This window comes from uncultured Fibrobacter sp. (assembly GCF_947305105.1).
GTDB lineage: Bacteria > Fibrobacterota > Fibrobacteria > Fibrobacterales > Fibrobacteraceae > Fibrobacter.
Window position 1 is genome coordinate 85,595 of sequence record NZ_CAMZCS010000005.1, and the last position, 21,083, is coordinate 106,677.

Below are 21,083 nucleotides of genomic sequence, written 5' to 3' on the forward strand. Positions count from 1 at the left end.
CCTACTGTCTACTTTACTATTTTTCTCTCGTCTCACACCTCAAAGGGGCGAAGCCCCGACCTCGAACCTCATGCCTCTCTGTCCCCACTGCCACTCCCCTCTCAAAGAAAATGCCACGTTCTGCCCGCATTGCGGGAGCGACGCCGATACTGGCTGGAAAGAAGGCGCTGAATTTACCGACTTGGAAACTCCCGACTACGAAGAGATTCTAGAAAATGAGTTCGGAGACGACCCGGACGGCCCTTATGCCAAGAAGAAAAAGGCGAACCCGCTCGCTATTGTGGCGGCGGTGATAGTAGCTCTCGCTTTTATTGGTGCGATGGTCGCGATGTAATTGCCTCGGCTCTAGGCAATTATTTTTTCAAGTTCCTTGATAAGTGTCATGGCTTCCGAGAAGTCGTAATCGCTCACTTTTTCCTTAATCGTGCGCAATTTTACTTCGATTTCTTCGCCAAACGAAACCTGCTCCAGATCTTCGATGACGCGCTTGCATTTGGTCGTCGAACACGCATCGACAAATATGCGGAGCTGTCCCAACTCTTTCTTAAGATAGCCGGTTGCTTCTGGGAGTCGGCTCTTCTTGACGGGCCCGGCGGCATGCTCAGGCACTGCGATTGCCTTCAACGAGACATCCAAATCGTCGATGAGTTCGTGGAGGGATTTTTCAAATTCGTTGAACGTGTCGAAATTTTTGACTTTTTTGGCCAGTTCACTTTCGAGTGTTTGCCCAAGATGATGGAGATGGTTCGAACCGATTGTGCCGCAGAGACCCTTGATCGTATGGACCATGCGTACCGATTCTTCGAAGCGGTTTTCTTCGAGCATCTTGCGCAGGTCGGTGGTGCAATTTGCGTAATCGCGGACAAAGCCCTGCACAATCTTGAGGTAGAGTGACGTCGAATTGTTCGCATGGTATAGGCCTGTGGTCGCATCGAAATTACGCACCTTCTGGAACTGCATGAGGAAATTGGATTCTTCATTGTCCGGCTGCGAAGGCGGAAGGAGTTGAATCGTCGACTCTTGCTGAGGAGCCTCCCCTGCTATCTTCAGGAACTTAGCGAGTTCTTCGTAAAGGAGCGGCGGATCAATCGGCTTCACGATATAGGAATTCATCCCGGCCTTGATGCACTCGTCCTTGTCTTTCTGGAAGGCGCGGGCGCTCATGGCGAGTATGGGAAGTTTCTTGAAATACTCGTCATCTGAACGGCGGATAATCCTTGTCGCGGTAAAGCCGTCCATTACAGGCATCTGGATATCCATGAGCACAAGGTCGAACGCCTTTTCCTTGAGCTTTTCGATGGCCTGCTTTCCATTTTCGGCGACCATGGCGGTAAGCCCCACACTGTTCAAGAGCGATACGGCCAGTTCTTGGTTCATCTGGTTGTCTTCGACTAGGAGAATCTTCGCTTCTTTGAAGTAAATCTTGCGCTTTTCCTTTTTCACCTGTTTTTTGTAGGTGAGCTCGAGCCCAAATGCCTGCTGCATGGCACTCAGCAAGTTCACCATCTGCAACGGCTTGGCTACGCAGCTGTTGAAATGCAGCTCTTCGGTGGCAATTTTTGCGTTCTCCTCTTCAAAATTAATCGGGTGCATGAGAATTTTCGGAATGTCCCTCATGGATTCCGGCAAACCGCGTACGAAATCGAACCCGCCAAGGAAGGGCATCTCGTAGTCGACAATAAAGAGATCGTAACGGGCCTCGCCCGCCGCCTCGTGCGCTTGAATTACGTCAAGTGCCTCGTCTACTGTCATGGCCTCTTCGACAACGCACTGCAACCTTTCGAGCAAGTGACGTAGCACCTTGCGCAATTCGGCGCTGTTGTCGACAAGCAATACATTCTTGTTCTTGAACGACAGTTCGTCTTTCCACTTGGGAGGTGTATTTTGCGGTGCAATTGGGAATGTAAGCCGGAAGGAGAACTTGGAGCCCACGCCTGCTGTACTTTCCACATTGAGCTGGCCACCCATGAGTTCCACGAGCGACTTGCAAATGACAAGGCCGAGACCCGTGCCACCGTACTTGCGCGTTGTAGAGCCGTCTGCCTGTGTGAATGCGTTGAAAAGCCGGCTGACTTGTTCGGGGCTCATGCCGATACCCGTGTCCGACACGCTGATGGAAAGCCGCACGTTCGTTTCGGTCGCTTGTTCCATCTCGATACGGAGCGTGATGTTGCCTTTTTCGGTAAACTTTGTCGCGTTGTTGATGAGGTTCGTGAAAATCTGCGAAAGGCGCAGCGGGTCGCCCAGGAGAATTTCGGGAATGTCGGGGTCTACGTCGATAATGAGTTCGATGGGCTTCGATGCGATACGGACCTGGGCCAGTGTGGTGACCTCGCTGATGACATCGTGGAGTACGAGCTGCGTAATTTCGAGTTCCTGCTTCTTTGCCTCGATTTTTGAGAAGTCCAGAATGTCGTTGATGATGGCGAGCAGTGATTTGGCCGCATGGCCAATGCGTTCCACAAAACCGCGCTGGCGGTTGTCGAGGTCGGTTTCGGCAATCAAGTGGACCATGCCGATAATGGCATTCATCGGCGTGCGGATTTCGTGGCTCATGTTCGCGAGGAACTCGCTCTTGGCCTGCGTCGCCTTCTCTGCGATTTCACGAGTCGCGACCACCTCCGAGATATCGGTCATTGAGAGCATGTAGCCCACCACGGACTCTTGCGCCTTGAGTGTGACGGCTTCGCCACGGAACCAGATTTCGCTTGAGTTCGCAAGCGTGAGCATGAAGGAATCTTTCCATGTATCCTGGGAGCGGAACGCCTTGTCCACAGATTCACAGACCGTCTCGGGCAAGCCGAATTCCTTCAACTTGTCTAACGAAACGCCAATGAGGTCGCGCCAGTTCTTGTCGAAGATATCTGCAATCTGCTTGGACATGTACTTGACGTTCATGTTCCTGTCGAAAATAATCAGCAACGAGCGGTCGGCCGAAAGGAGAATCGTGTCGAGGATGGTATCTTTCTGGATGCCGCTCGTCTCGTCGTTAATCATGAAGAGGTAACGGATTGTGCCGTTGTCTTCGACAAGGACCTGGAAACTGATTTCCCACCAGACTTCTTCGCCGCGCTTGTTTGATACCGAGACGACAATCTTGCGCTCGCTCGGATAGAGGTCGCCACCCATGGCTACGCGGTGTGCAAAATGCTTGAACTGGTCCGACGGAATGTAATCGAAGAGAATCTGCCCCTTCATCTCCTTCCCGTCTTCTTTGAAGAAGGTTTCGATGTTCGCACTCGCGTGCAAAATATCGTAAGTGTCGTTTGTCAAGATAAGCGAAAGGTGCGGGCTCCCGAGCAATGTGTCGAAAAGCGTACTCGAGTGAACGCTTTCACGCAAATCTTTCTTGATGAAAATGCGGAAGAGAATGCCGGAAACAAATGCAGAGAAGGAGACTAGCAACAACACGACAATCGACATGATGAGCTGAATGGCCGAAAGGTCTTTCTTGAGCCTCATGACCACCTTGTTCTGCTGCAGCACATGGACAATGTAGAATGGCTGATGGTTCAAGGGAACAATCATGAATACCATGTCTTGGCGATGGATATTCGTCTTTTCGATACGCCGTACAGTTCCTCGCTTTAAAGTATCAGCATTGAATGAATCTTCGATAAGGCGGAAAAGCTCCAGAATCGTGTCTTGCGTAACGCGCCCCGTGTTCAGCATGTACGGGTAAAATGTAAAGATGTTGTTGTTCTGCGCATTGACGAGAATGGTAATGCCGCCCTCGTCTCTAGCAACGGCGCCCATGCTTTCACGTAACTTGACTAGGCTGAAATCTTCGGCGACAACCCCGCGAATCTGTTGTTCCGCTTTGTTCCAGATAGGCATGGAAAGCGTCATTACTGGCTTTTTCTCGTTGCCCACCTTCTTGAGCGTAGGCCCGGTAATGGCCAGTCCCTTGTTTCGCGCTGCTTCCAGGTACCAGGTCTTTGTACGGAATTCGGCATTGTCCTTATCCAGGGAAATATCGCGGGCGCTGACAAACACACCATCGGAGGCTCCGTAGTAAGCGTCGTGTACTCCATTTTTTGACTGGGCATGCTTGACTAGTTGGCTTTTGATAGCATTCGTTCGCGTAACGCCCACGAGCCGCCTAGGGAGCTGGATAAAATCCTCGCTTAGCCCTCTGATGTAGTTTTCCGTATCGACAGCCGTCTTCTTGAGGTTGGATTCGGTACTCATGTACGAGGAATCAATGAAAACGCTGCGGATATAAAAAGAGAAAATAAAAACCATAGCCAGCGCCACGACAAACATTGGCGCTATGTACACAAGAGATATGCGCCAACTGAGTTTGCGGCGCTTTACGTTCGCCGGGCTATGGATCAAGATGCTTTTTCCCTATCGTTGAATTTTTCGTAAATCTCAGGAAGTTCCGGAGCGATTTTCATAAAGGCGTCGACAACGTCCGGGTCGAATTGGGTGCCGCGCCCATTGATGATTTCCTTCACTGCAACTTCGTGCGGGTACGGATCCTTGTAGGGTCTCTTGGACACGAGGGCATCGTACACGTCGGCAACGGCCATCATGCGTGCCCCGACTGGAATCTGGTCGCCCTTGAGGTGGTTCGGGTAACCGTTCCCGTCCCAGTGTTCATGGTGACCGAGGGCCATATCGGCCGCGATGCGCACCATGGGGTTTCCGTTCAGTTCCTTGGTCGCCTCGAGCAGCACATCGTAACCCATCTTGGGGTGTAACATCATGATGTCGCGTTCGGAATCAGTAAGTTTGCCCGGCTTGCGAAGGATTTCATCGTGAATGCCCACCTTGCCAATGTCGTGCAGCGGTGCCGCTGTCGCGTAGTAGTCGATGTACTCGATGGACTTGATGAACATTTTGAATCGCGGATGGTCCTTGAGCTGTTCTGCGAGCTTTTGTACAATGACCTGTGTACGGCGGATGTGCTCCCCCGTCTCGGGATCGCGATATTCAGCCAAAGAACCGAGACTCGTAAGCATGACCTTCATCGTCTTACGGATGTCGGCAGTCTTCTCGTCTACGAGGTCGTTCAAGTGGTCGCGCTGGAATTTGAGGTCGAGCTGGTTCTTGATGCGCAGCTTGACAAGCGATGGATTGAACGGCTTGGTGATGTAGTCAACGGCTCCTAGGTCAAGCCCGGTCTGCTCGCTTTTTGCATCGGCCTTTGCCGTAAGGAAAATGACTGGCGTATCGTGCAAAATATTGCGCTCGTGCAACTGGCGCAACGTTTCGTAACCGTCCATCTCGGGCATCATCACATCGAGCAGGATAAGATCCGGATGAATCTTTTCAGTCAGAGAGATTCCCTTTTCGCCATTCAGCGCAACATAGATATCGTAATCCATAGACAGGATACCGTCCAATACATCGATATTGGTCTTGGTATCGTCGATGACTAGAATCTTGGCGCGAGGTTTTTCCATATATTTGAATATATGCCTTTTTTTAAAAGTGGAACATATTATTCTATTCCAATATGGAATATAAACATACGTGAACGGCAAAAAAACGTATATTAAGAAAATGAAGCGCTTTTTAGCCCCTTTTTCTGTGATTTTCGTCATTGGGCAGTCATTTGCCCAGGATGACGTGACCCCGCTATGGCAGGCGTTCGCTAAAATGGAGCCCGCGGGCATCCACGACCTCTACAATGACCTCGACCTCCCCGACACGATATCCGCCGCCGGCGAGAAGTTCTACGTCACCTGGGAAAGCTCCGATACACTCTTTTTGGGGCACGATGGCCGTATCAACGGGCGACTGGTGGGCGAAAACCACGAAGTGACTCTCACAGGCACCCTGTACGACAACGTCATCGGGAGTACGGAGACAAAGGTCAACAAGTTCAAGATCTCCATCCATGGGTTTGAGCCGTACTCCAACTACTTGTTCGCGTACTTCCCGGCGAACAATAACGAGAACATTTACTACGCGCTGAGCAACGACGGCTACAACTTTACTGCCATGAATAACGGGAACCGCGTGGTAGCTGCCGATACGGTGAGCATCAAGAAGGGGCTGCGCGACCCGCACGTGTTGCGCGCCCCCGACGGCTGGTTCTACATGGTAAACACCGACATGAAGAGCGCCGAAGGCTGGGCGAGCAATCGTGGCATGGTGCTCATGCGCTCCCGCGACCTTATTAGTTGGGAACATAGCACAGTCCATTTCCCCGACAAGTACAAGGGCAAGAACTTCGCGAACGTGACCCGCGTGTGGGCCCCCGAGACGTTCTGGGATGACACCTACGACAACGGCGACGGCACCAAGGGCCGCCCGCTCGTGTATTTCTCGCTCCTGACCAACGACGGCACCATCAGCTATGACAAAGTGTTCTACGCCTACGCAAACAAGGACTTTACCGATTTGGAAGGCGAGCCGACACATTTCTTTGACCGCGGCAAGTCGACTATCGACATGGACATCGTCTACAACCCCGTCGACCAGAAGTACCACGCCTTCTACAAGAACGAGGGCGACGGAGGCATCTGCAAGGTGACTTCGTATTCTCTCATGCCTGCAAGCGGAAAGGCCACCGGTTCGCAGTGGAGCAAGCCGAGCAAGGCTTTGCAGCAGACGACCGAAGCTGTCGAAGGTGCAGGCGTGTTCAAACTCATCAACCAGAATGTCTGGGTGCTGATGTACGACTGCTACAACAACGGGCATTACCAGTTCACCACCAGCAGCGACCTCGAAAACTTCAAGTTCGTGCAAGACACCAAGACAAGCGGAGCCTTTACACCCCGCCACGGTACCGTACTCCCCATTACCGCCGAAGAGACGGCTAAACTCATGAAAGCCTTCCCCACCAAGGATTTCGAGCCTCGCGTTATTGACATTCCCGATTCTATTGGCGTGTGCGATGGCAAGAGAGTCGTGGCCCCGTGCAGCGGCACAAAGATTATCCCTTATGTGAAAGTTGGCGACGGCGAATGGAGCGAGACGACTGATTTGACGGTCAAGAAAGGCGCGAACGTGACCCTTGGCCCGCACCCGTGGGACGGCAAAATCTGGAGCTGGAACGGCCCGGACAAGTTCAAGTCCACCGACCGCGAAGTTACGCTCAAGAATGTGGACGGCGACAACAGCGGCTACTACACCGTGGTTTACACCAACGAGACCGGCTGCAAGAGCCAGGCCAAAATCAAGATTGTGGTAGACGACCCGGACAAGCCCTACGTGGAAGAAGACACCACGACGACCCGGATTGCGAAGGACAACCGTAAATTCATTCGACCGCTGCAAATAAACGGCAAGCCTGTTTATTTTGACTTGCTCGGCAACAGGCTCAAAGCCAAGCCGAGAAACGCCGTGACCATACAGAAATAAACCTCTTGGAGAGGAAAATGACGACACGCTTTGAAAAGAAAGTTTGGCTCTCGAGCCCCACGATGCATGGGGACGAAATCAAGTATGTAACCGAAGCCTACGAAACCAACTGGATGAGCACCGTCGGTGCGAACATCAACGAAGTCGAAAAGCTCGCTGCCGCTCATGTGGGTTGCAAGTACGCCGTGGCGCTCTCTGCGGGTACGGCTGCGCTCCACATGTGTACCAAACTTGCCGGCGAGGCCCTGTATGGCATGCCCAAGGCAGGCGAAGGGTCATTGCGTGGGCACAAAGTGTTTTGCAGCGACATGACGTTCGATGCCACCGTAAACCCCATCGCCTACGAAAACGGTGAGGCTGTGTTCATCGACACCGAGTACGACACATGGAACATGGATCCCGTCGCACTTGAGAAAGCCTTTGAAATTTACCCGGACGTGCGCCTCGTGGTTCTCGTTCATTTGTACGGAACGCCAGCCAAGGTCGATGAAATCCGCGAAATTTGCAAGCGCCACAATGCGTTGCTCATCGAAGATGCTGCCGAAAGTTTTGGTGCCAGCTACAAAGGCAAGCAAACAGGCAATTTGGGTGACTACAGCGCCATCAGTTTCAACGGGAACAAGATCATTACCGGCTCTAGCGGTGGCATGTTCCTCACCGACAGCCAGGAAGACGCCGAAAAAGTCCGCAAATGGAGCACGCAGTCGCGCGAGGCCGCTCCGTGGTACCAGCACGAAGAAATCGGCTATAACTATCGCATGAGCAACGTGATTGCTGGAGTGGTGCGCGGCCAAATGCCTTACCTCGCCGAACACATTGCGCAAAAAAAGGCGATTTACGAACGCTACCGCGAAGGGCTCAAGGGCTTGCCCGTGTGCATGAACCCCTACGATGCAAAAAACAGCGAACCGAACTTTTGGCTCAGTTGCATGATTATCGATAAAGACGCCATGTGCAAGCAGGTTCGTGGCGAAACCGAAGCACTGTACACGCATGAGAAGGGCAAAAGCTGCCCCACCGAAATTCTCGAACGCATCGCCGCCATGAACGCCGAAGGACGCCCCATCTGGAAACCCATGCACATGCAGCCCATGTACATGAGCCACGCGTTCATCATTGCAAATGGGAATGGTCGCGCCCAAACTAATGCCTATATCGCAGGTAGCTTCAACGATGTGGGTGCCGACATCTTTGCGCGCGGACTATGCCTCCCGAGCGACAACAAGATGACCCCGGAGCAGCAGGACGCCATCATCCAGACCATCCGGGAATGCTTCGGGTAATTTGCTTTCATTGATAATGCAAAAAAACACTCCCAATGGGAGTGCTTTTTTTATGTTACTAATCGATTGATTTTAGAGAGCAGTCTTGAAAGTTCTGCTGCCAACCTTCACGATGTACATACCCTTAGCACCGGTGTAAACCTTCTGCTGGGTTCCGAGACCGCGAGTCGTGCTGACAACATGGCCGAGGCTGTTGAACACAGTGATAGTCTTGCCCTGGGCATTAGAGACCACGATGTAGTTGTCAAAAGACTTGTAAACAGAGACCAAAAGCAGGCTCGGATCCTTCTGGGCGATTGCAGCAAACTGACCACCGATTCCGCTAGAAGAAGATCCGACTGCGACACCACCAATGGAAGAAGAAGATCCAACAGCCAAGCCGCCAATGCTAGAGGAAGAACCAAACCCGCTGTGGTGACCGCTAGAAGAAGACCTATTTCCACCCCAGAAACCGCGACCAGAAGAAGAAGATCCCGTCGCGACGCCGGAAGATTTCGGCCCTGTGACACCACTGCTGGAAGACTTAGCCACGTCAGCCGAGGAGGCGGGAGCACTAGCAGAGGATTCCGGCTTGCTAGCGCCAATAGGACCATCCAGGTCGTAACCCTTCACGAAATTCCAGATATCGGAAACATCGGCCTTGGAGGGGCTATGCTGACGGCCTTCGAGCTTCAAGTGCTTCACGTAGATACCATTGTCGCACGGGCCCCAAGTGTAGAGCGTAGCCTTGTTCTCGCTGTTCGGGTGGTTGTTCTCGACTTCTGCCTGAGACGGGCACTTGAACTGGTTGCGGTAGCTCTTCAGGTTGTTTTCAAGACCATCGTATCCCACCACGTTGTCGCTGGTTCCGTGGGTATGGAAAATAGGCACCGGACGCTGAGCCGTGCCAGCACCCATCATCAGGTAGCCGGAGCAGGGGGCAAAAGCGGCAATCTTGTCGGCAATCTTACCCATGGCATGGTAGCTGAGCATGCCGCCCATGGAGAAGCCCGACATGTACACGCGCTTTTTGTTGATCTTGTAGTCGTTGGCCAACTGGTCGATAATCTGCGTGATCCATTTGGTATCTTGGTCACCGCTGATATCCCAGGTGCTGTAACCCGTTGCGCCCTTAGGATAGGCTACGACAAAGCCCGCCGTATCAGCAACCGCTTCCCAGTGGGTATTGGACTGCTGGTAATTGGGGTCCTGGTCCATGCCGTGGAAAGACATGAGCAACGGGCTATTGTCCGCAAGATTAGACGGGGCATAGACATAGACTTCTCTGCCCGAAACAGATATCTTTTTATAATCGTTGATGGATTTTCCGCCGCCACCGCCGCCCCATTGAGCGAAGGATATTGTTGCAGCAAAGAAAAACAGTATAGCTGTTCTCATTTTGTACTCCTCATTTATGTTTTTTTATGTTATGGCCCAAACCATAACAACTCCAGTCTATATTATATATTCAAAAAAAAACAATGCGCCAAACCACACCAAAATAGCGGTGTAAACACATACAACAGACAAATTTTCTGCTTTTTCAACAAAAATAAAGGAAAAAGAAGTTTTTTTTTTATTTTTTACAAAGGGGGTTTTATGAATTTCAGATTGATTGGCACGGTGCTCCTCCTTGCGAGCTTTTCTTTCGCCGCTTATTCCGGCACACCCAAAACACCGTCAAAAGTTGACGGATGCTACCAGATCGGCTCCGCCGAAGAGCTTTACGGATTTGCAGAATTATTGAACACTAAAAATGAAAATGGTGCATATGTAATTAATGAAACATGTGCAAAACTGACTGCAGATATTGTTGTTAATAAAAATGTTATTAATCAAATCCAACCAGGAATAAGATTCTACGAATTTTACAAGTGGACTCCCATCAAATATTTTCGAGGAGTTTTTGACGGACAGGGTCATACCATCTCTGGTCTTTTTATGTATGATGAGTTATACTTTGACAATGCTGGTCTAATCGCAAATATCAAGGGATTTTCAAAAGACAAGCCCACAATTATTAAGAATTTGGGAATCATAGATTCTCATTTCTTAATAAGACGTAAAATCGGCTCAATCGCAGGAACAGCAGACAATGTAGTCATAGAAAAATGTTTTGCAGACAACATGATAAGAGGTGAGCGAGAAATAGGTGGTTTTGTCGGATCGACACAAGGTGTAAATGTAATTTCCGAATCTTACAATAAATCAGATATTGAAGCAATATCCATTGATTTTGGTGAAAAAAGGTATGTTGGAGGCTTAATTGGACTATCCAGCCAAGGAACAACAACAATCAAAAATAGTTATAATATCGGAAACATTTATGCATTTCGTGACTTTGGAGGATTAGTTGGTTTTGCGGGTCTATCAAATTCAACAGTCATCATTGAAAATTCATACAGTGTCAACCCCGTGAATCTGAAACTTCTTGGCGAATACGACAAATCATCTTCTAATGCATTTATATCCAACTCTTATTATTTAAGCGACAGTGCGAATGTTGATGCCTATGCTAAAACAAAGCAAGAGTTTATTGATGGAACCGTAGCTGTATCTCTTCATTATGGGCTAGACGGTCAAATTTGGGGGCAAAATATAGGGATAGACACGACACCTTTATTCACAGGAATGATCCAAAACTATACAAAGCCTATCAAGATATCCAAAATTAACCTTCATACTTTTGATGGAGATACGGCAAGATACCCTACACAATATGTTGAGGGAATGTCTATTCAGCTCCCTATCCCGATAAGAAAAAATCACATTTTCGTAGGATGGTACACAAATAGTCAATTTACAGGTGAAAAATTTTATTCTATAATCCATTCGGATTCTGGTGATAAAGAATTTTTTGCGAAATGGTGGGGAAAACCAGCCTTTAAAGACAACTGCTATGAACTAGCCAGTGCCGGAGATCTTTATGTATTTGCCGGTTTAGTCAATGGAAGTCTAGGTGATACCGCACAAGGAAAGCTATGTGGAAAACTGATTGCTGACATTGTTCTTAACGATGATAGTTCTTCAAAAACAAATTGGACCCCCATGAACAATTTTATGGGATTGTTTGACGGACAGGGACATACCATATCAGGGCTTTACTACGATTTCAGCGAAGGAAATTACGTCGGACTATTTGCACAAACCGTACAAGGAATCGAAGGAAAACCCGTCATCATCCAAAACCTCGGACTTGTTAATTCTTATATCAACGCCCTTTGGTATGTAGGCGGAATTGTTGGCTATCACACAGGAGAACTCATTCTGAAAAACGTGTACAATACGGGTAGCATGAATGCTAAACATTATAGTGGAGGTCTTTTGGGATTTGTTAACGGGAAAGTAACAATCATTAACTCTTACAATGCTGCAAACTCGAATAACGAAGCTGGGCTTGTAGGAGGACTTCTTTCCAATAGTTCCATTTCTATAATTAATTCATTCAACTATGGTTCCCATAAAACCAATATTTATTCCAATCCAGATTTTATTGGACTAAAGGATAGCACAAATACAGTAACAATAATCAATTCCTTTGGGAAATCGGGGAACTTAGAAAATTTCGCCAACGGTTCAATCGCCAAGGCCTTGCACGACTACAACGAGAACGGAATCGACGGTTCCATCTGGGGACAACGAGTCGGAATTGACCTCTACCCCGTCCACACCGGAAAAATCGACACCGTGAAAATCGCCTCTTCCTCCAGTTCTTCACCCAAAGCATCTTCTTCCGCATCAACCAGTTCCAGTGCAAAATCCAGTTCATCCGGAAAATCGTCATCCTCAAAGGCGAAAAGCTCCAGTTCAAAGAAAACATCCATTTTATCTGCAATTCCTGTGCAAGAAACGGCAAAAGTCTATTCTCAGGGCAGAAACATCTTTGTTGAACAGTATAACGGCCTCGTTACCGTATTTGATTTAAACGGCAACCTGGTCCGCGACGCCTACTCAAATGGCCATACGGAAATCCGTTTGCAAAGGGCCGGGACCTATATCGTCAGAATCGGAGCGAAATCCCGCCGCATTTCCCTAACCACCGACCACTAAACATCAACCACTTTTGCTAAATTTACCCGCGTAAAATTTCCTAACCGAGGCATAACATGCTTGACATAAAGAAAATCCGTGAAAATCCGGAATACTACATTGCTGAAACCGAAAAGAAGTATACGACCGTCAGCCTGAAGGACGTTCTCGAAATCGATAACGAGCGCCGCCCGCTCCTCACCGAAGTGGAACGCCTCAAGAGCGAACGCAACGCCGAATCCAAGAAGATTGGCGACTTGAAGAAGAAGGGCGAGAACGCCGACGAAGCCGTTGCCGCTATGCGCGCCCTCGGCGACAAGATCGACGAACTCGACAAGAAGCTCAAGGACCTCGACTACAAGCAGACCGAAATGCTCATGCACGTGCCGAACATCGCCCCGCGTTCCCCGGAAGGCAAGGACAGCTCGGACAACGTGGTCGAGAAGGACGGCCCGATTCCGTTTGACTACTACACCAAGAACGATGACTTCGCCCGCGTGGACCACAAGACCCTCGGCGAACGCCTCGGCATCTTTGACTTTGAACGCGGCGCCAAGATTTCCGGCTCCGGCTTCCCGGTCTACCGTGGCTGGGGCTCCCGCCTGGAACGCGCCCTCATCCAGTTCTTCCTCGACGAACACATGAAGAACGGCTTCGAAGAATTCACGCCGCCGTACCTCGTGACCCGCAATACCATGCGCGGCACGGGCCAGCTCCCGAAGTTCGAAGAAGACATGTACCGCTGCGACAAGGACGACGACCTGTTCCTCATCCCGACTGCAGAAGTGCCTCTGACCAACCTCTATGCCGGCGAAGTGATTCCGGAATCCGAACTCCCGAAGCGCATCTGCGCCTACTCCGCCTGCTTCCGCCGCGAAGCCGGCTCCTACGGCAAGGACACCCGCGGCCTTCTCCGTCTGCACCAGTTCAACAAGGTCGAAATGGTCTACTTCGCCCACCCGGAACGTAGCTACGAAGACCACGAAGAGCTCACCCGCTTCGGCGAAATGCTCCTCGAAAAGCTCGGCCTCCCCTACCACCGTCTGGCCCTCTGCAAGGGCGACCTCGGTTTCGGTGCCGCCAAGTGCTACGACCTCGAAGTCTACGCCCCGGTCGAAAAGAAGTGGCTCGAAGTCAGCTCCTGCAGCAACTTCGAAGACTACCAGGCTCGCCGCGCCAACATCAAGACGAAGATTAACGGCAAGAACACGTTCGTGCATACGCTGAACGGTTCCGGCCTCGCCACCCCGCGCGTGATGGTCGGCATCTGCGACAACTACCAGCAGAAGGACGGCTCGCTGTTGATCCCCGAAGTGCTTCGCCCGTACATGGGAGGAATGGAGCGCATCGAGCCCAAGAAGTAGTTCGCACAGAACAAACTATCCTACGAGAAAAGGCCCTGAAGGGCCTTTTTCCGTTTAGATTTTATAAGCCCTTACAAGGATGTTTTGTTTTTCATTCTCACAATTAATAAATTTTGCGTATGAACCGCCTGACAGAATCACAAGCCCTCGACCTTTTCCTGAACGCCCCCTTGGACGAACTTTGCAAACTCGCCAATGCCGAAAAAGAATCGCGACACGGAAAATCCGTTTATTGGGTGAACAACCGCCAAATCAACTACACGAACGTCTGCGTTCTGCATTGTCGATTCTGTGCATTCTCCAAAATCAAGAAAGATAGCCCGACGGCCTACGACTGGGACTACTCCACCATCCGCGACAAGGCCGCCGAGGCCATTGCGGGCGGAGCTAGGGAGTTACACATCGTGGGTGGGCTGCACCCGGACCATCCCTTCGATTACTATATCGAAATGCTCCGCAAATTGCGCAAGGAATTCCCGGCAGTGAACTTGAAAGCCTTCACTGCGGTTGAAATCTGCCATTTCGCAAAAATTTCTGGCCAGACCCCCGAACAAATCATGGCGACGCTCAAGGATGCAGGGCTCGACACACTCCCCGGAGGCGGCGCAGAAATCCTTGTACAAAGCGTCAGGGACCAAATCTGCCCAGGCAAGGAAACCGGCGAGGAATGGCTCGCCGTCCACCGGGCGGCACACAAGCTGGGCATTCCCACGAACGCGACCATGCTCTTTGGCCACATCGAAAAGCCCGAAGACAGAATTGCCCACATGCGCATGCTCCGCGACCTGCAAGACGAAGCTCCCGGCTTTTTTGCGTTCATCCCGCTCGTCTACCACCCCGAACACAACGCCCTGCACAAGATTGTCCCCCACATCACGAGCGAAGAAGATATTCTGCGCACAGTGGCCATCGCAAGGCTATTCCTTGACAATATTCCCCATATCAAGGCGTATTGGATCCAGATGGGCATAGAAACGGCCATGAAGGCACTCCATGCGGGAGCCTCCGACCTGGACGGCACCATTATCGAAGAGAAAATTACGCACGCAGCTGGCGCTACAGTGCCTATTGGCATGAGCCCACAAAGAATGCGTGAACTGATTGAAAACGAAGGCCTCGTTCCCGTCGAACGGGACGCCAAATACGAAACGTATTAAGTCAAGAACTTTGCGAGCGTCACCTTCAGCTTGTCGAAATCGACAGGCTTTGTCACGTGCTCGTTCATGCCGGCATCGAGTGCCGCCTGACAGTCCTCGGCAAAAGCGTTCGCCGTCATGGCGATAATCGGGATTTCTGCAATCCGCTTGTCCGGCAGAGCCCTTATCCTGCGCGTTGCCTCGAAACCATCCATGATAGGCATCTGAACGTCCATCAAAATCAGGTCGTAATCGCCGGGCTTCGCCTTTTTCATCATGTTCAGGGCGACAGAGCCATCCTCGGCCATGTGAACCTTTATGCCAAAGTCCTCGAGCACTTCCCTGGAGATTTCGCAGTTCAGCTCGTTGTCTTCGACAAGGAGGATGGACTTGCCCACAAAGCTGACTTCGGGTTCCTGCTTCACGGGAACTTCTTCGTGAGGACAGCAGTAAGTCGAGACAATCTTGCGCAAGTCGGAGAAGAACAGCGGTTTACTCACGAAACCGGACACACCCGCATTCTTGGCTTCTTCCTCGATATCGGACCAGTCGTAGGCCGTGAGAATCAGAATGGGCACTTCATCGCCCACCATCCTACGGATACGGCGGGCCACTTCAATACCGTTCACGTCCGGCATCAACCAGTCAATCAGGAACAAGCCAAAGAGATCGTTGTCCTGGAACGAATCTTCGGCCCTGAGAACAGCCTCCTTGCCGCTAGCGCACCATTCCGAGTGCATGCCGATATCCTTGAGCATCTTGACAATGCTACGGCAGGCATTCGTGTCGTCGTCCACCACCAGGCAACGCATACCTTCCACTTCGGGAATGCGTTCCGGTTCCTTGTGTTGGCAACCCAACTTGAAATCAAAGGTGATAACGACTTCGGTACCGACATTCTCCTCGCTCTGAATCTGGATTTCGCCACCCATCATCGTCACGATGTTCTTGGTGATGGCCATGCCAAGGCCCGTACCCTGAATTCCCGAGACCGTCGAAGATGTCACACGCGTGAACGGATCGTAGATTGTCTTGAGGAATTCGGCATTCATACCGATACCGGAATCCTTCACGCGGAACTCGTACTTGCCGTAGCCAGTATCTGTTACCCCGAGCTGCATGATTCGCATCGACACGGTGCCACCGGCCGGAGTGTACTTGATAGCATTGGAAAGTACGTTCAGCAAGACTTGGTTCAAACGCAGTTTATCACAGATAACTTCTTCGTCGCTCACATCGGCAGAATCCACAAAGAACTCAATCCTTCTGGAGCGAATGTCCGCTTGGACAATGTCCTTGAGCATGTGGATGATGTTAGAGAGATTTTCCGACTTTTCGTTCAGGTTCATCTTGCCCGACTCAATGCGGCTCATGTCCAGCACATCGTTGATGAGCGAGAGCAAGTGATCGGAAGACTGCGCAATCTTACCGAGATAATCCTTAATCTGGTCGCTGTTGTCCAGGTGCGCCTTCGCAAGCCTCGTGTAGCCAATGATGGCATTCATCGGAGTGCGGATATCGTGGCTCATGTTGTTGAGGAAGGTCGTCTTTGCCCTGGATGCCGATTTGGCCATCTGCAGCGCCTGTTCCAAAGCCTCCTGCTGGGCCTTTTCCTTGCGGTAGTTCTCGTCATTGTTGAACACGCCCACAAGCATGCGGCGTTCGTTCATCCAGTTGCCCGAACGGGTCACCTTCATCCTATACCAAAGAATCTTCTCGTCGATCACGGCACGATAATCGACGAAGTACGACATCTCCTTTTCAAGACGGTCGAGCATGTACTGCTTGGTCATGTACTTGGACATCATCTCGCGATCGTCCTCGTAAATGACTACCGGAATACTGTTCGCATTCAACTCGAAGAAATCCAGATTCATGGCCTGGTAGCCCTTGATTTCTTCGGAATGCTTGCTGCTCTTGGTCGATACGCGATACGTTCCGTCGTCGATATTTACGTCGTAAATAGATTCGAACTCGTCAGACAGGGTCATGACGCGGCGAATGTTCTCCTGGCGTTCCGCCTCGGCCCTATACTGTTCGTCGATTTCGATAAAGCCGACAGCCACCAATTCAGGCTCTTCGTCAACAGCCTCAGCCTTCGCGATGGTCATCCGCGTGTACTTGTAAACGCCGGAATAGTTGCGTCTAAAGTCAACATTGATACGCTTCTGGTTCGCGAGGCATTTCCGCACGTATTCCAAATCCATGTAGGGTTCAAGAAGTTCCCTATCAGACGGATGAACCAATTCGGTAACAAAATTCTTGAATACATCAATCAAGTTGTCGTTCTGCGAGATGAAATCGCGGACATCGGCATTTTCATCATTGACCAACGACAGCACGCCCGTCTTGAGCGTCTTGAAGTTCATATAATACAGAGCGGTATAATCTTCGGACAAGATGTCGATGATTTCCAAATTGCGTTTCAGCTTCTCTTGGATTTCAAGTTGCTGCTTGATTTCTTCGTCCACACTGTGGATACCGATGACAAAACCCTTTATCTTCTCGTTACCGACCTTGTCGGCAATAAACTTGAGCTGGTAGAACAGTTCCTTGCCGTTGATAAGTGCCTTGAAATTCACATAGTATGTGGACTGCTTCTTGAGGTTCGCCAGGATGACCTCACGACGTGTCTGAGCAAGGAAATCCTCGCGGTCAGTGTCGCAGACAACGTAAGTCAGCAAAAGATCAAGCTTGAGCATGAACGTCTTTTCAGCCGCCCAGCCGGGAATAATTCGCGCAAGCATTTCACTTTCGCGATAAGTTTCCGCCATATCGTCAAACTTTGCATCGTGCAGTTCGACATACTGAACGCAGTCAAAATCCGCAGCCAGCGAAGCAATCATGCGATTGCGCCGTTCCAAGTCTTGCCGCTGCATGTCGGATTTACGAACTTCATCATCGACGTTCTCTAGAGTGAATATCACATGATCATGCGCGCTGACGGCCTTATGCGCTCTCAACCTGTAATACCGGTTCTTCCTATGCTGGTCATCTAACCGGAATTCCACAGAAAGAGATTCACCGGGATTCAAGCCATCCGCAAAGCGCGACTTGGTCAAGAAGTCCAGCACAAGTTCCTGGTCTTCAAAATTGCAGTATTCCTGAATTTTCGCCTTTGCCCAAGTAAAGAAGTCTTCCTTACCGGTCTTCATTTCCAACTTCTGGAATTTCTTATGCGAGACAAATTCGATAAAGGAATCGTCCTTCAGGTTGACGTAGAAAAGGTCATCGAAACTGCCGCTCAAAGTCGAAAGGATATCAGCATATTCACGGTTTTCGGATTCCAGACGTTTCTTGATATCGCGGACCATCCAGAACAAGTAGAAGATGAGAGCGAAAAGCTCAATTAGCGATATGATGACGAAAGTCTTTCGTACAAGGAGCGCTTTAGCTAGGGCGACATCCTCAGAGATTGCTACCAACATGGTCCAATTCTCGACAAGCGAGGGTAAAGCCGCTAAGAAAGTAACCTCGCCATCCTCGCGCAAGAATGCAAAGTCGGAGGTTCGTTTGCCCATGACATCCGAAACCCATTTTTCGTATGAATAGCCCCGTTTCGTCTTCCGCGTGGCGTAGTCCGTAATCTTTGACATCTTCTTGTGGAACGTATCCACAAAGAGCAAACTGTCACGACGGTCGAGAATCAGCAGATTCAATCCGTCACTATTCACATTGGACTGAGCGAAGAAACCAGGCAAAACATGCAGGTCGACTACAGCGGCCAAGACACCGACAATTTCACCTTTGTAACGAATTGGGAAAAATTGTTCGGCAACCATCACTCCAGGTCGAAACACATCTTCGTGAATTGGGGTAATGTAGGGTGCCGGGGAGAAATACTTGTTCAAAAGCCCCACGACCTTTGGATTCGTTCCACTACCCTTTTCATATATATAATAGCCATTGCGGCGATAAACGCGGACTGGAGCCTGAAGAGGGCCGATTCTCACTTCTTGGATATACTTCACGACTTCGGGATTATCAAAAGTTTCTACCGAGGTAAAGAGATCCGTAATGTTAATAAGAGCGCCCATCTGGGAGCGAGAAACGAAAACAAGTCGAGAATCCGCATTTTTAGCAATCTGGTGCAGATTTTCCCAGCAATCCGCAGTAACCTTTTTTGATATGTAGAAAAAACCTATTTCAGTAACGCCAAAAAGGAACGCGATTAACACGAACGTAATGATAGCATTGAAACTGAAAATCTTACTCTTCATATTCTACTCGCCAAATGCAGACTCCTCTATGGTAAATATAGTCTTATTCTGTAAACAAGATGTTACAAATTGTTTAAAAAAAATGTTTTTCGGGGCATTTTCGGCCCATTTGGTAAAAAAAAATATCCATTTCACCATCCTACTTTCCTTCCAAAAAAGCCAGCCAATCATTTCTTTGCCTAGAAAACTTTATACATTGGTAACATGAATATATTCGCAAGGCTTTTTACCCTTCTCGCCATCGTCTCGGCATTCGCTTTCGCCGAGACAACATCCGTCTCGCCAGTCGACTCTACAAATTCCATCCAGGAACTCGAAAAGAAGCACGCAGTGTGGATCAAGCTCGAAGGCGACGTGGAACCGTCAATGTTCGATTTTTGCGCCCGCGCCATTGACGACGCGCTCAAGGAAAACCCCGACTACATCATTTTCGAAATCAATACCTTCGGTGGCAGACTCGACGCTGCATTCGACATTGTAGACACCATCATGGCAATCAAGGGCCCCGAGACCATCGCTCTCGTCAAGAAAAAAGCCATCAGTGCGGGGAGCCTTATCGCGCTCACCTGCAAGCGTCTCTACATGCTCGAAGCCACGACTATCGGTGACTGTGCGCCCATCGTGCAGGGCGGCGATGGCACCCCGCAAATCGTCGGCGAAAAAATCCAGTCCCCGCTCCGGGCGAAGTTCAGGAACCTCGCCCAGCGGAACGGTTACCCCGAACTGCTGAGTTCATCGTTCGTGACCCCGGAACTTGAAATCCTGGAACTCAAGGCCAAGCTCGACAAGGGCAAGAAGACGGAGCGCGACACCGTGCTTATCATCGAGGGCGAAAAATACGAAGTCCTCGACAAGGCCGAAAAGGAATTCTGGGGAGCGCCCAAAATCCTCGTGAAAGAAGGCGAACTTTTAACGATGACCGACAAGGAAGCCGAAGAACTCGGTTTCTCTAAGGGAACGTTCAAGGACAGGGCCGACTTCGAGACCGCACTTGCTATAGAAAGGCGTAGCGAAGTCGAAACGACTCTCGGCGAAGACATCGCTGCCGCCATCGCCGCCATCTCTGGAATCTTGCTCATCCTCGGGTTCGGTGCGCTCTACATCGAATTCAAGACTCCGGGATTCGGGCTGTTCGGCATCATCGGCATCATCCTTATCGCCATCGTGTTCCTCGGGCAATTCGCCCCGCAGCTCGACGGCTACATCCCCGCCATCCTGCTCGTGGCAGGCGTGGCGCTGTTCCTCGTCGAAATCTTCGTGATGCCAGGAACGTTCCTTTTTGGCGTCGGGGGCATTGCGTGTATGATACTCGCCCTCGCGCTCTCGTTCTCGCCCTCCGAGATGCCCGAATACATCCCCGAGACAGTCGAAACGACCTTCGACGCAACCCCGTGGCTGTTCGGATTACTTTATATGCTATGCTGTGCCGGTATTGCGCTTGTATTCCCGATTGCCGCAAGCAAGTACCTGATTCCGCTTTTGCCCGAAGGCTGGACGCCCATGCTCAAGACCGATTTGGAAACAGCAGCATCTCCCACCGAAGCCGTGCAAGAAGTGAATGTCGGTGATGTCGGTGTTGCCAAGACCTTCCTGCGCCCGGTAGGCCAAGCAAGCTTTACTCTAACCGATGGCTCAACCAAGCTATTCGACGTCCAGACGCACGGCGAGATTATCGAAGCGGGCTCCCGCGTAAAAGTGGAAGCCGTACAGGAAGGCCACATCTGGGTGGGTCTGGACACAAGCGTTTAAAAACAA

At 50.5% G+C, this 21,083-nt stretch carries 11 protein-coding genes; 7 read left to right on the plus strand and 4 right to left on the minus strand.

Going from position 1 to position 21,083, the window contains the following annotated elements; all coding sequences use genetic code 11:
* The first annotated feature begins 70 nt into the window (after nt 1-70).
* Complete coding sequence (locus Q0Y46_RS03915; protein WP_297945145.1) at nt 71-334, plus strand: zinc ribbon domain-containing protein; 264 nt, start codon at nt 71-73, stop codon at nt 332-334.
* Nucleotides 335-345: 11 nt separating this feature from the next.
* On the opposite strand, the gene Q0Y46_RS03920 is transcribed toward Q0Y46_RS03915, so the two are convergent.
* Together Q0Y46_RS03920 and Q0Y46_RS03925 are read right to left on the minus strand one after the other, a co-directional pair.
* Complete coding sequence (locus tag Q0Y46_RS03920) at nt 346-4,245, minus strand: response regulator (protein ID WP_297945148.1); 3,900 nt, start codon at nt 4,243-4,245, stop codon at nt 346-348.
* 89 nt (nt 4,246-4,334) lie between these two features.
* Complete coding sequence (locus tag Q0Y46_RS03925) at nt 4,335-5,411, minus strand: HD domain-containing phosphohydrolase (RefSeq protein WP_295678242.1); 1,077 nt, start codon at nt 5,409-5,411, stop codon at nt 4,335-4,337.
* 100 nt (nt 5,412-5,511) lie between these two features.
* Between Q0Y46_RS03925 and Q0Y46_RS03930 the strand changes: the two genes are divergently transcribed.
* Both Q0Y46_RS03930 and Q0Y46_RS03935 read left to right on the plus strand, forming a co-directional pair.
* Nucleotides 5,512-7,317, plus strand: coding sequence for a glycoside hydrolase family 43 protein (locus Q0Y46_RS03930; protein WP_297945151.1), 1,806 nt, complete (start codon nt 5,512-5,514; stop codon nt 7,315-7,317).
* 17 nt (nt 7,318-7,334) lie between these two features.
* On the plus strand, nt 7,335-8,600 hold the full coding sequence (locus tag Q0Y46_RS03935; protein ID WP_297945154.1) for a DegT/DnrJ/EryC1/StrS family aminotransferase: 1,266 nt from the start codon (nt 7,335-7,337) through the stop codon (nt 8,598-8,600).
* Between the two features lie 72 nt (nt 8,601-8,672).
* Here Q0Y46_RS03935 and Q0Y46_RS03940 read toward each other — a convergent pair whose 3' ends face one another.
* Nucleotides 8,673-9,977 (minus strand): PHB depolymerase family esterase, encoded by a 1,305-nt coding sequence (locus Q0Y46_RS03940; protein ID WP_297945157.1) that lies wholly within the window; start codon nt 9,975-9,977, stop codon nt 8,673-8,675.
* A 201-nt stretch (nt 9,978-10,178) separates the two neighbouring features.
* Between Q0Y46_RS03940 and Q0Y46_RS03945 the strand changes: the two genes are divergently transcribed.
* The 3 genes from Q0Y46_RS03945 to mqnE all read left to right on the plus strand — a co-directional run bounded on the left by Q0Y46_RS03945 (nt 10,179) and on the right by mqnE (nt 15,129).
* Entirely contained in the window at nt 10,179-12,629 is a 2,451-nt protein-coding gene (locus Q0Y46_RS03945) for an InlB B-repeat-containing protein (protein ID WP_297945160.1), read from the plus strand.
* A 56-nt stretch (nt 12,630-12,685) separates the two neighbouring features.
* Nucleotides 12,686-13,972 carry a serine--tRNA ligase gene (gene serS / locus Q0Y46_RS03950; protein ID WP_297945163.1) on the plus strand — a complete coding sequence of 429 codons (1,287 nt, stop codon included), beginning with the start codon at nt 12,686-12,688 and terminating at the stop codon, nt 13,970-13,972.
* A 119-nt stretch (nt 13,973-14,091) separates the two neighbouring features.
* Nucleotides 14,092-15,129, plus strand: coding sequence for an aminofutalosine synthase MqnE (gene mqnE, locus Q0Y46_RS03955; protein ID WP_297945166.1), 1,038 nt, complete (start codon nt 14,092-14,094; stop codon nt 15,127-15,129).
* Here mqnE and Q0Y46_RS03960 read toward each other — a convergent pair.
* Nucleotides 15,126-19,328 carry a response regulator gene (locus Q0Y46_RS03960; RefSeq protein ID WP_297945169.1) on the minus strand — a complete coding sequence of 1,401 codons (4,203 nt, stop codon included), beginning with the start codon at nt 19,326-19,328 and terminating at the stop codon, nt 15,126-15,128. The two genes, mqnE and Q0Y46_RS03960, sit on opposite strands and share 4 nt — an antisense overlap.
* Nucleotides 19,329-19,532: 204 nt before the next feature.
* On the opposite strand from Q0Y46_RS03960, the gene Q0Y46_RS03965 reads away from it, so the two are divergent.
* Nucleotides 19,533-21,077 carry an ATP-dependent Clp protease proteolytic subunit gene (locus Q0Y46_RS03965; RefSeq protein ID WP_297945174.1) on the plus strand — a complete coding sequence of 515 codons (1,545 nt, stop codon included), beginning with the start codon at nt 19,533-19,535 and terminating at the stop codon, nt 21,075-21,077.
* The last annotated feature ends 6 nt before the right edge of the window (nt 21,078-21,083 follow it).